The following is a 12255-nucleotide window of genomic DNA, read 5'->3' on the forward strand; positions in this document are numbered from 1 at the left end:
GTGACCTCGTCGGCGAACGACGACAGCTGGTCCACCATCGTGTTGACAGTCGACTTCAGCTCCAGGATCTCGCCCCGGGCGTCCACGGTGATCTTCTGCGACAGGTCACCCTTCGCCACCGCTGTGGTGACCGAGGCGATGTTCCGCACCTGGCTGGTCAGGTTCGACGCCATCGAGTTCACGTTGTCGGTCAGATCCCGCCACGTACCGGAGACGCCCTTGACCTGGGCCTGACCACCCAGCTTGCCCTCGGTGCCCACCTCACGCGCCACGCGCGTGACCTCGTCCGCGAACGACGAGAGCTGGTCCACCATCGTGTTGACGGTGTTCTTCAGCTCCAGGATCTCGCCCTGCGCGTCCACGGTGATCTTCTGACCCAGGTCGCCCTTGGCCACCGCTGTGGAGACCTGGGAGATGTTGCGCACCTGGCTGGTCAGGTTGCCGGCGAGCTGGTTCACGTTCTCGGTGAGGTCCCGCCAGGTGCCGGAGACGCCGCGCACCTGCGCCTGGCCGCCCAGCTTGCCCTCGATGCCCACCTCGCGCGCCACCCGCGTGACCTCGTCGGCGAACGACGACAGCTGGTCCACCATCGTGTTGACGGTGTCCTTCAGCTCCAGGATCTCGCCCTGCGCGGCCACCGTGATCTTCTGCGACAGGTCACCCTTGGCCACCGCCGTCGACACCTGGGCGATGTTGCGCACCTGCGCGGTCAGGTTCGACGCCATCGAGTTGACGTTGTCGGTCAGGTCCTTCCAGGTGCCGGCCACGCCCGGCACCTCGGCCTGGCCGCCCAGCTTGCCCTCGGTGCCCACCTCACGGGCCACCCGGGTCACCTGCTCGGCGAACAGCCGCAGCGTGTCGGTGAGCGAGTTCATCGTGTCGGCCAGCTCGGCCACCTCGCCGCGCGCACCGACCGTGATCTTCTGCGACAGGTCGCCCTTCGCGACGGCGGTCGCCACCTGCGAGATCGACCGCACCTGGCCGGTGAGGTTCGACGCCATGGTGTTCACCGAGTCGGTGAGGTCCTTCCAGGTGCCGGCCACGCCACGCACGTCGGCCTGGCCGCCCAGCTTGCCCTCGGTGCCCACCTCACGGGCCACCCGCGTCACCTCGTCGGCGAACGACGACAGCTGGTCCACCATCGTGTTCACCGTGCGGCCGATGCGCAGATACTCACCCCGGAGCGGACGACCGTCTATCTCCAGCGCCATGTGCTGGGAGAGGTCACCGTCGGCGACCGCCACGATCACCCGGGCGATCTCCGTGGTGGGCCGGCCCAGGTCGTCGATGAGCGAGTTGACCGCCCGCTGCCCCTCCGCCCAGGAGCCGTCCAGGCCCTCGTCGTCCAGGCGCTCGGTGAGCCGGCCGTCGCGGCCGACGATCCGGCTGATCCGGCGCAGGTCCAGGTGCTGCCGCTCCTGCAACGACACCACGTCGTTGAAGGCGTCGGCGACCTCACCGGGCAGTCCGGCCCGGCGCGGCAGGCGTACCCGCAGGTCACCGTGCGCCACCCGGCGCAACGCGTCGACCAGCTCGCCGAGGAGCACCTCGTGGTCGGGCGCGGACGGGTCCGCGGTCACCGACTGTTTTGCCGTGGTCATGGTTCCTCGCTCCGCTCGGGCTCGTGCCGTCACGCGGCCATCCCATCATTCTGCCGCGCGATCCGTCGAGGTCACGGCGTGCAACCGCGCGTCACGCGCCGTATCCGCCCGACTGGCCGGTTCGCCGGACCCTTGGCACCCGGGGCCGGACCGGTGGAGGATACGGAGGTGTCAGCGGAGGCGGGGGCCACTCGGAGCGGCGGTGCGGACGAGCACGTCCGCCGCGTCCGCCTCCCCGCAGACCGCCGCACCCCGGCGGCGGCCCGCGCGGTGGTACGCACCATGCTGCTCGAAGCGCGGCTGCCCGAACTGCTGAACGAGGCGCTGCTGCTCACCACCGAGCTGACCACGAACGCCGTCGAACACGCACGCACCGAACTGGACATCGAGGTCGAAGCCGACCCGAACGGCCTCACCGTCACCGTCACCGACTTCGCCTCCGGACCCGTCGACGAACTGATCGTCGGCGTGCGCAACACCACCTCCGACATCACCGAAGTGGCCGCGCGGGGACGCGGACTGCTGCTCGTCGACCACTTCTCCAGCCGGTGGGGCACCACGTACCTGCCCACCGGCAAGGGCGTCTGGTTCCGCCTCGACCGGCCCGGCCCCGGCGGCCCCGCCCGCCCGTCGGCCGGCCCACCGCCGGTGACCGAGCCGGAACGGACCGGCAACGGTACGCCCAGCGCCGCCGCGATGAGCGAGTTGATGCAGATCACCCCCGACCCGTACGCCGACGAGCCACTGCCCGAGTTCGCGACCGCCCTGCTGAGCCGGGTCGGCGAGATGGTCGGCGCCGCCGGTGGCACGGTCCGGCTGGACCGGGGCGACGGGCTCGGCACCCAGGTGTTCGCCCGGTACGGCCGGCACCCGCGTGAGGGCAACGAACTGCTGCGCGTACCGCTCGCCGTGCACCGCCCGTACACCGGTGAGCTGGAACTGGACGCGGCACCCTCCACGTACGCGCGGCCGCTGGCGGTGCTGGCCGCCGAGCGGCTGTCGCTGCACCTGGAGAACGACCGGCTGCGCCGCGCCGACGTACGCCGGTCCACCTGGCTGACGTTCCTCGCCGAGGCCAGCGAACTGCTCGCCCAGTCGCTGGACGTCGAACTGACCATGGCGCTCATCCCGCAGCTCGTGGTGCCCCGGCTCGGCCAGTGGTGCGCCGTGCACACCGCCGACGAGTGGGGGCGGCTGCGTCTCGCCGCGTCCAGCCACGCCGACGAGGCCATGCTGCCGCAGCTGCACCGGATCCTCCAGGAGACCGGCCCGGACTCGATCCAGTCCCGGCTGCGCGAGGCGTCCCGCAACGCCGCCCAGGTGCCGCTCGGCGGACCGATGGAGGGTTTCGCCGTACCGCTGATCGCCCGTGGCCAGCGGCTCGGCACCCTCGCCGTGGGCCGGCACCAGCGGCACCGGCACGACCCGGACGAGGTCTCGGTGCTGGAGGACGTGGCCCGCCGCGCCGCCCTCGCCATCGAGAACGCGCGCATCCACGCCGAACGCCGCCGGGTCGCCCAGACGCTCCAGCAGTCCCTGCTGCCGCCGGTGCTCCCGGTGGTCGAGGGCATCGGCTTCGCCGCCGAGTACGTCCCGACCGGCGACGACGCGGAGGTCGGCGGCGACTTCTACGACGTGGTCCCGCTGCCGGACGGCCGCTGGCTCGTGGTGGTCGGCGACGTATCCGGCAAGGGCGTGCAGGCCGCCGCCGTGACCGGCCTGGTCCGGGACGTGATCCGGGTCCTCGTCGGCGACGGCAAACCGCTGCCCGAGGTGCTCAGCCGGCTCAACGAGACGCTCGTCGAGCGCGGCGGCGGACGCTACTGCACGCTGGCGCTGGCGGCCGTCTCACCCGGCGACGGCGACCAGCTCGACGTCTCGCTGCACCTGGCCGGCCACGACCGCCCGGTGCTGCTGCACGGCGGGGGCGGCGCCACCTTCGTCGGCACCGGCGGTACGGCGCTGGGCCTGCTCGACACCATCACCACGCCGACCGCCGAGCTGGCGCTCAAACCCGGCGACGCGCTGATCTTCTACACCGACGGGGTCACCGAGCGGCGGCGCGGACGCGAGCTGTTCGGCACCGAACGGCTGCGCGAGTCGGCGGCGCCGCTGGCCGGGTACTCGGCCGACGTGGTGGCCGCCCGGCTGCGCGCGGCGACGATCGCCTTCTCGGTGGAGCCACCGCGCGACGACATAGCCGTCCTGGTCCTCCGAAACGACACCCCGTAGCCCTCTTCCCGCGCCCCGCCCACGGTTCCGACTCCGGTTCCGACTCCGGTTCCGACCCGGCGGTGATCAAGGAGTTTGTGGCTTGGGGAGGCGCGAAACGTGACACAAACTCCTTGATCACGACAGTGGTGGGGAGTGCGGGTTGTCGGTGGCGGGTGGGCGGCGCCAGCTCGCCGAAGTGGCGGCATCCGGCGCACGTGGACACAACCACCACCCCGAACTGGTGCCTGCCGCTGCCGCGCCCGCTGGGACGGGCGTCCTGTGTGGAGGCAGGTCGGGGTGCCGGGTGAGCAGGCCGAGGCGGGCCGGATTCAGAGACCACCGGGGAGGCGGCCGGGGGCCAGCCGGTGGTGCGGGTCCAGGTGGGCCTTGGCGCTGCGCAGGCGCGGCAACGCGGGCAGCTCGCCCCAGAGGTCCACGGCACGGCGCACCGCCGTCGGCGCGGCCACCACCACACACCGGCCCCGCCGGGCGATCAGCACGCTGCGGACGGCGGTGAGGATCGAGGCGACCCGCTCCGGCGGCAGCGCGCCGGGCAGGGCGGCGTGCACCGCGCCGCCGCCGGCCGAGCCGCGTACCGGCACGGGGGTGCCGGCGGCGTCGCGCAGCGCGTAGACGGCGGCGTGCAGGTCGTTGATCGGCACCTCGATGCGCAGCGCGGTGTCTCCGGGCGCGAAGGGATAGCGCCCCCACCACTCCGGCGCGTGGTGGCTGACCATCGCCGGGGCGCCGAGCACGGCGGTGAGCCGTTCGGCCCGCTCGGTCACGTCGGCCGGGCCGCCCTCCAGGAGCACCACCAGGCTGCCCGCCGCGGGCCGGCCGGTCACGGCCGGGTGATCGGGGCGGTTGATCACCGACGGGTGCGTGGCCGGAATCCGGCGACGGGGCAACGGCACCGGCACGGGCAGGTCCAACTCGACGGCGGCCGGGCCGACGCCGGACGCCAGTACGGCACGGACCAGGTCGTGCACCTCCAGCGGGGTCCAGACCGGACGGGACACCCAGACCCGGCTCGCGGGCACGGCCTGCACCCGCATGGTGGCCGAGACCAGCACGCCGAGCCCGCCCTGCGAGCCGCAGAGCAGCCGTGCCACGTCCAGCCCGGGCATCCCACCCCGACCGAGGATCGCATCGCCACCACCGCGACCCGGACCTCCGTCGGCACCGGCATCGGCCGCCGGAGCGCGTCCGCCCGGACGGCCACCGCCAACACCCGGGGCGGCCCGGCCGAACGCCTCCGTGCCGGACTCGCCGACGCTCACCAACTCGCCGTCGGCGTCGAGATAGCGCACGCCGATGAGCTGGGCGCACGGGCTGCCGTGCCGGTGCCGCAGCGGACCGGACTCGTCGGCGGCGAGCACCCCGCCGAGCGTCGCGCCCGGCGAGGGCGCGTCGACGGGCAGCCGCCGGTTGGTGCGCGCCAGCGTGGCCTGGACGGCGCGCAGCGGCGTACCGGCGCCGATCTCGGCCACCGCCGCGGCATGCGGCTCGTGCCAGACGCCGGCGAGGCGGCCGGTGTCGAGCATGATGTCCACCTGCGCCGGAGCGGCGCCCCAGTCGATCTTCGTGCCGGCGCCGCGGGGCACCACTGTCAGGTCGTACGCCGCGGCCAGCCGCAACACCTCGGCGGCGGCGTGCGGGCCGCCCGGCACGGCCACCCAGCGGGCGGTACGCCCGGCCACCTCGTCGGCCGGGCCGGCGAAGCGGGCGAACGGCGAACCACAGATCTCCGCCAGCTTCCGGGTGATGTCGAGGGCTCCGGGTCGGTTGGTGGAACGAGCTGCATCCGCCATGGCGCTTATCGTACACATGTTCGAAAGCCCTGGCGGCGAGTCGCCGGATTCGCGCGGCGGGCGGCCCCGGCGGCGGTCCGGCGCCCGGTAACGTGGCGCCGTGACCGAAACCCCACTGCCCGTCGCCAAGCGCGTCCCGACCGAGCGCGTCCATCACGGTGACACAGTCCTCGACGAGTACGCCTGGCTCGCCGCCAAGGACGACCCGGACACGATCGCCTACCTGGACGCCGAGAACGCGTACACCGAGGCGCGCACCGCCCACCTGGCCGAGTTGCGCGCGGAGCTGTTCGAGGAGACGCGCCGGCGCACCCAGGAGACCGACCTGTCGGTGCCGACCCGCAAGGACGGTCACTGGTACTACACCCGCACCGTCGAGGGGCAGCAGTACGGCGTGCACTGCCGCCGCGCGGTCCGCCCCGGCGAGACCGCGCCCCCGGTCAGCGCCGACGGCGCGCCGCTCGACGGCGAGGAGGTGCTGCTCGACGGCAACCATCTCGCCGAGGGGCACGACTTCTTCTCGCTCGGCGCGTTCGACGTCAGCCCGGACGGCCGCTGGCTGGCCTACTCCACCGACTTCTCCGGCGACGAGCGCTTCACGCTGCGGATCAAGGACCTGACCACCGGCGAGTCGCTGCCGGACGAGGTGCCGGACACGTTCTACGGCACGGCGTGGTCGAGCGACGCCTCGACGCTGTTCTACGTGACGGTGGACGAGGCGTGGCGGCCGAACCGGGTCTGGCGGCACACCGTCGGCACGTCGTCCACCGAGGACGTGGTGGTCTACCAGGAGGACGACGAGCGGTTCTGGGTCGGCGTCGAGCTGACCCGCTCCGAGCGCTTCGTGGTGATCGACATCCACAGCAAGATCACCAGCGAGGTGCGGGTGATCCCGGCCGCCAACCCGACCGGCGAGCCCGCCGTCGTGGCCCCGCGGCGTCAGGGCATCGAGTACGCGGTGGAGCACCACGGCCACCGCTTCCTGATCCTGCACAACGACGGCGCGGAGGACTTCGCGCTGGCGTACACCTCGGCGGACGCGCCGGGCGAGTGGACGCCGCTGATCCCGCACACGCCGGGCACCCGGCTGGAGGCGGTCGACGCGTTCGAGAACCACCTCGTGGTGTCGCTGCGGGCCAACGGACTGACCGGTCTGCGGGTGCTGCCGGTCGGCAGCGACGACAGCTGGGACATCGACTTCCCCGAGCCGATCTACAGCGTCGGGCTGGACGCGAACCCGGAGTACCGCACGAACGAGGTACGGCTGCGCTACACCTCGCTCGTCACCCCGGACTCGGTCTACGACTACGACCTGGTGACCCGGGAGCTGACGCTGCGGCGGCAGAAGCCGGTACGCCCCGGGCCGGACGGGCGGCCGTACGACCCGGCCGACTACGAGCAGCACCGGGACTGGGCGCTCGCCGACGACGGCACCCGGGTACCGATCTCGCTGGTCTGCCGCCGGGACACCCCGCGCGACGGCTCGGCGCCCGCCGTCATCTACGGCTACGGGTCGTACGAGGCGAGCATGGACCCGTGGTTCTCGATCGCCCGGCTGAGCCTGCTCGACCGCGGCGTGATCTTCGCGGTGGCGCACATCCGGGGCGGCGGCGAGCTGGGCCGGCGCTGGTACGACGAGGGCAAGCTGCTGGCGAAGAAGAACACGTTCACCGATTTCGTGGCCTGCGCCCGGCACCTGGTGAAGGCGGGCTGGACGGCGAGCGACCGGCTGGTCGCCCGGGGCGCGTCGGCCGGTGGCCTGCTGATGGGCGCGGTGGCGAACCTCGCCCCGGACGCGTTCACCGGGATCGTCGCGCAGGTGCCGTTCGTGGACGCGCTCACCTCGATCCTCGACCCGTCGCTGCCGTTGACGGTCACCGAGTGGGAGGAGTGGGGCAACCCGCTGGACGACCCCGAGGTGTACGCGTACATGAAGTCGTACACGCCGTACGAGAATGTGACCGCCGCCGACTACCCGGCCATCCTGGCGGTGACCAGCCTCAACGACACTCGCGTGCTCTATCACGAGCCGGCCAAGTGGATCGCCCGGCTGCGCGCGCTCGCGCCGGCCGGCGACTACCTGCTCAAGACCGAGATGGGCGCGGGCCACGGCGGGCCGAGCGGCCGGTACGACTCGTGGCGTGAGGAGGCGTTCGTCAACGCCTGGATCCTGGACCGCGTCGGCCGCGCGTGACGGGGTTCAGGCGGCCAGTGCCGCGGTGAGCACCTGCGGGTCGGCGTTGCCGCCGGTCACGACCGCGACGGTACGGCCGGCCGGCAGCTCGCCACTGTGGAAGAGCCGGGCGGCCAGGGCGACCGCGCCGCTCGGCTCGGCCACCAGTCGCGCGTCCCGGAGCAGCCAGCCGGTGGCCGCCATGATCTCGTCCTCGGTGACCGTGACGATGCCGTCGAGCCGGTCCCGCAGGTGGGCCAGCGTCAGCGCGGACAGGCTGGTCCGCAGCCCGTCGGCGCACGTCCGGTAGGTGCGTTCGACGTCCCAGACGACCACCTCACCGGCGGCGAGTGACTCCTGGGCGTCGGCGGCCAGCGCCGGCTCGACGCCGATCACGGCGGCGGACGGGCGCAGCGCCTTGACCGCAGTGGCCACGCCCGAGCCGAGCCCACCGCCGCCCACCGGCACCAGCACCACGTCCACGTCCGGCAGGTCGGTGACGATCTCCAGCCCGACGGTGCCCTGACCGGCGATGACCGCCGGGTGGTCGAACGGCGGCACCAGCGTCGCCCCGGTCCCGGCCACGATCCGCTCCGCCTCGGCGAGCCGCCGGGCCGGCGGCACCAGCCGTACGTCCGCGCCGAGAGCCCGCATCCGGGCCACCTTGACCTCCGGCGCCCCCTCGGGGACCACCACCGTGCAGGGCGCGCCGAGGGCGCGGGCCGCGTACGCCAGGGCTTGCCCGTGGTTTCCCGACGAGTGGGTGACCACCCCCCGGGCGCGGGTCGCGGGATCGAGCCGGGCCACCGCGTGGGTGGCGCCGCGCAGCTTGAACGACCCCACCGGTTGCAGGTTCTCCGGCTTGAGCCACAGCTGATCGTCCCAGAGCACCGGCACCAACGGGGTCCGCAGCACGGTACCGGCCACGTCCTCGGCGGCGGCGCGGATGTCGGCGATCGAGATCAGCTCCATCGCACCAACCTAGACTGCCGGCATGAGTGCGGAGGAGCCCTCGGCGGCGCGACGCGGACCGACCTGGCTGATCCTCGTGGTGGTGGCCGCCGCGCTCGTCGTCTGCTGCTGTTCGACGGTGATCGGGCTGGTCGTCGCCGGCTCCGCCGGGCTGCTCGGTCGCTGACCGCCGGGCCGGACGCCGGCCGTCCCGGCCCGGCGGGCGCCGCCGTCCGTGCCGCTCGCCGCCCCGTGCCGGCGAGCAAGCAACGTCAGCGGGTCCAGGCCGGGTTCCGTCCGGCCCGGCCGAGCAGCGCGTCCATGCTGGCCGGCGCCGCCTCGGTGGGCACCGGCGGGCCGAACGCGCCCATCTTCTGCCCCATGTCGCCCATCCGGTCCATGAACTCGTGCCCGGCCGACACCACGGCCGGATCCACTGTCAGCTCCTGGCCGGTGGCCCGGGACAGGTCCCACCCGTGCACCGTGAGGTCGATCAGCGCCATCGACCCGACGGTCTCCTGTGGGAGCCCCATGCCGGGTGACACGCCCTCCAGCGCGGCCGGGTCGGACCAGGCCTCGGTGAGCCGGGCCGTCTCGGTCGCGAACCGGTCACGCCAGCCCTCGGTCAGGTGATCGGTCTTGCCGGACCAGTCGACCTCTTCCCGGCGGGCCAGCGCCTGGAAGTTGACCACCACGTCGAACAGGTGCCCGAGCAGGTCGCGCACCGTGTAGTCGGGGCACGGGGTGGGCAGGCCGAGTTGCTCGTCGGAGATGCCGCGAACCACAGCGACCGTACGCGGCGCCGCGACGGCGAGCAGCTCACTAGTCTTCGTGCTCATAGGGGCAGCGTATGAGGGCGGTCTTGAAGAAATGCGACACGAACCTCGGCGTGACAACCGGGGCATCCTCGATCCGGGCCGGCTGCGGCAGCAGGTCCGGTTCCGGCGCCGGATGGCCGCCCCGGCGTTGCGCCGGTGGGTGGAGCACTACTGGTTGATCGACTGGGATCTGACCGAGCCGTTCGAGCAGCGGGTGGTGCCGCACCCCACCGTGAACGTGGTGTTCCAGGCGCAGGAGGGCGCGCCCGAGCAGGGCGAGATCGCCGGCGTCGACACCGGCCTGTTCGCCGTCACGCTGCACGGCGTCGGCCGGGTCTCCGGCGTCCAGTTCCGCCCGGGCGGCTTCCGGCCGTTCTGGCGGCGCCCGGTCGCCGAACTGACCGGCCGGCGCGTGCCGATCCCCGGCGGGCCGATCTGCCCGGGGACCGACGACGAGCGCTGCGCGAGGCTGGACGAGCTGCTGACCTCGTGGCCGCCGGTCGCGGATCCGCTCGCCGCGGAGGCCACCACGCTGGTCGAGGAGATCCGCGCCGACCGGACCGTGCTGCGGGTGACCGACTTCGCCCGGCGGCGCGGCGTCTCCGTCCGCCGGCTCCAGCGCCTCTTCCTCGACCACGTGGGCGTCGGTCCGAAGTGGGTGATCCGCCGCTACCGGCTCCAGGAGGCGATCGAACAGGCCGCCGCCGGGCCGCTGGACTGGTCGCGGGTCGCCGCCGATCTGGGGTACGCCGACCAGGCCCACCTGGTGCGCGAGTTCACCGCCGTCGCCGGGGTCTCGCCCGCGGCGTACGCCCGCTCGCTGGCGGCCCTGCGACCGTGACGCGGGCCAGGCCTGCCGAGCGCGGACCAACCCTCACTCCGTGCAGTTACGCACGGTGACAGTCGGCTCGATCGGCGGGCCTCGCCTCGCGCCGACTTTGCTCTGCAGCCACTGACGCAACGCACACCGACGGTGACGGTGGCGGTGCGACGCCGCCGACCATGGTCAACAGGAAGCGCCTGCTCAGGTGCCTGCTGCACCGATGGCTGCAGAGCAAAGTCGGCAGCAAGCCCACTCACTCGCCCGGCGGCGGCCGTGACGCAGCGTTACAGGCAGCTTAGCTACGGTACGTGATCGGGAACGCGCGTCAGCGGCGGCGGACCGCCACCACCGCAACGTCGTCCTGGATCTCCGGCGGCGCCAACTCGACCAGCAGCCGCTGGCAGAACTGGTCCAGGTCGTCGTCCACCCGGGCGGCGGCCACGCCGAGCGCCGCCATGCCGTCGTCGATGGTGGCGTCCCGCCGCTCGATCAGCCCGTCGGTGTAGAGCACGAGCGTCGCCCCGGCGGGAAGCACGAACTCCAGGTCGGGCGGGCGCGGCGCGCGCACCCCGAGCAGCGGCGCGGACTGCGCCACGAACTCGACCCGGCCGTCCCGGCTCAGCAACGCCGGCAGGTGCCCGGCGCTGGCCATCCGGACCAGCCCGGTCGACGGCTGGAGCAGCAGCACGCAGATGGTGGCCAGCTCATTCGGCAGCAGGTTGCGCATCAGCTCGTTGACCCGGTCCAGGATCACCCCGGGCTGATGGCCCTCGACCGCGTACGCCCGTACCGCGTGGCGCAGCTCGGCCATCACGGTGGCCGCGTGCAGCGAGTGCCCGGCCACGTCACCGATCGCCACCAGCAGGTGCCCGTCGAGCATCACCAGCTCGTAGAAGTCGCCGCCCACCTCGGTCTGCGCGCTCGCCGGCTCGTACCGCACGGCCAGGTCCAGGCCCACGACGTCGGGCAGCCGCTGCGGCAGCAGGCTGCGCTGCAACGTCACGGCGATCCGGTGCTCCTCGTCGAAGGACCGCTGCGCCTCCACCGCCGAGGCGACGGCCTGGGCGAGCTGCACCAGCACCGGCGTACGGACGGTCTGGGTGGCGGTCGGCACCACCACGTACAGCGGGGCGCGGTCCTCCCGCAGCCGGGAGGCGGCCACCGTCACCGTGTCCCCGTCCGGCCAGCCCGTCAGCGCCCAGTTGCCCGGGTCGTCGACCCGTACCCGGGTGCCGATCGGCACGCCGGTGTCGTCCACCACCCACGGCACGATCGTGGCCGGCGTGTGCGGGTCGACCGCCACCCCGGCCAGGCAGTCCCCGTCGAACGTCTCGGCGACCACCGCCGCGGGGGCCTTGAAGATCCGCGCCGCGCCGCTCGCTGCCGCCTCCAGCAGCCGGACGAAGTTCGGCGTCGCGTGCATCTCCACCGTGGCGTCGGCGAGCGCGGCGAGCCGCTCGGCGAGCTGCTCGGCACGCAGCCGGGCCTGGTAGTAGCGCAGCACCGCGTGCGCGGTGGCGACCAGTTCCTCCGGCTCGATCGGCTCGGCCAGGTAGGCGTCCGCGCCCCGGGTGAGACCCTGCGCCCGGTCGACCACGTCCACCGCGTGGGCTGAGACGTGGATGACCGGAATGTACGGGTGCGTCTCCTTGATCCGCTCGCACACCTCGAAGCCGCTCATGTCGGGCAGCCGCACGTCGAGCACCACGAGGTCGACGTGCTCACGGGCCACCCGGTCCAGCGCCTCCGTGCCGTTCTCCGCCTCCACGGTGACGAAACCGGCCCGGGTGAGCCAGTTCACCAGCAGGTACCGCTTGGGGCCGCTGTCGTCGACCACCAGCACGGTCACCGGCCCGCTGTCCAC

9 protein-coding genes are annotated in these 12255 nt (G+C 73.3%); 4 read left to right on the forward strand and 5 right to left on the reverse strand.

The features are described 5' to 3' along the window. Nucleotides 1–1601 (reverse strand): HAMP domain-containing protein (locus KBX43_RS29725; RefSeq protein WP_210888415.1); only part of this gene is annotated, 1601 nt, incomplete at its 3' end. 168 nt (nucleotides 1602–1769) lie between these two features. Here KBX43_RS29725 and KBX43_RS29730 point away from each other — a divergent pair. Then, on the forward strand, nucleotides 1770–3833 hold the full coding sequence (locus tag KBX43_RS29730; RefSeq protein WP_210888418.1) for a SpoIIE family protein phosphatase: 2064 nt from the start codon (nucleotides 1770–1772) through the stop codon (nucleotides 3831–3833). Nucleotides 3834–4144: 311 nt separating this feature from the next. Here KBX43_RS29730 and KBX43_RS29735 read toward each other — a convergent pair whose 3' ends face one another. After that, nucleotides 4145–5626 carry an FAD-binding oxidoreductase gene (locus tag KBX43_RS29735; protein WP_247677852.1) on the reverse strand — a complete coding sequence of 494 codons (1482 nt, stop codon included), beginning with the start codon at nucleotides 5624–5626 and terminating at the stop codon, nucleotides 4145–4147. Between the two features lie 100 nt (nucleotides 5627–5726). On the opposite strand from KBX43_RS29735, the gene KBX43_RS29740 reads away from it, so the two are divergent. Beyond that, entirely contained in the window at nucleotides 5727–7820 is a 2094-nt protein-coding gene (locus KBX43_RS29740; RefSeq protein ID WP_209959635.1) for a S9 family peptidase, read from the forward strand. 6 nt (nucleotides 7821–7826) lie between these two features. On the opposite strand, the gene KBX43_RS29745 is transcribed toward KBX43_RS29740, so the two are convergent. Continuing rightward, nucleotides 7827–8771: a threonine/serine dehydratase gene (locus KBX43_RS29745; protein WP_209959634.1), complete on the reverse strand. Its 945-nt coding sequence runs from the start codon at nucleotides 8769–8771 to the stop codon at nucleotides 7827–7829. A gap of 22 nt (nucleotides 8772–8793) precedes the next feature. On the opposite strand from KBX43_RS29745, the gene KBX43_RS29750 reads away from it, so the two are divergent. Then, nucleotides 8794–8937 carry a hypothetical protein gene (locus tag KBX43_RS29750; protein WP_166455678.1) on the forward strand — a complete coding sequence of 48 codons (144 nt, stop codon included), beginning with the start codon at nucleotides 8794–8796 and terminating at the stop codon, nucleotides 8935–8937. 85 nt (nucleotides 8938–9022) lie between these two features. Here KBX43_RS29750 and KBX43_RS29755 read toward each other — a convergent pair whose 3' ends face one another. Continuing rightward, the gene (locus tag KBX43_RS29755) at nucleotides 9023–9589 is read right to left on the reverse strand and encodes a TIGR03086 family metal-binding protein (RefSeq protein WP_209959633.1); all 567 of its coding nucleotides are present in this window, start codon (nucleotides 9587–9589) and stop codon (nucleotides 9023–9025) included. A 31-nt stretch (nucleotides 9590–9620) separates the two neighbouring features. On the opposite strand from KBX43_RS29755, the gene KBX43_RS29760 reads away from it, so the two are divergent. After that, nucleotides 9621–10409 carry an AraC family transcriptional regulator gene (locus tag KBX43_RS29760; protein ID WP_104114820.1) on the forward strand — a complete coding sequence of 263 codons (789 nt, stop codon included), beginning with the start codon at nucleotides 9621–9623 and terminating at the stop codon, nucleotides 10407–10409. Nucleotides 10410–10716: 307 nt separating this feature from the next. Here KBX43_RS29760 and KBX43_RS29765 read toward each other — a convergent pair whose 3' ends face one another. Beyond that, nucleotides 10717–12255 carry a SpoIIE family protein phosphatase gene (locus KBX43_RS29765; protein ID WP_064448474.1) on the reverse strand — a complete coding sequence of 513 codons (1539 nt, stop codon included), beginning with the start codon at nucleotides 12253–12255 and terminating at the stop codon, nucleotides 10717–10719.

It is taken from the genome of Micromonospora sp. C41 (genome assembly GCF_018070485.1).
Classification (GTDB): domain Bacteria; phylum Actinomycetota; class Actinomycetes; order Mycobacteriales; family Micromonosporaceae; genus Micromonospora; species Micromonospora chalcea.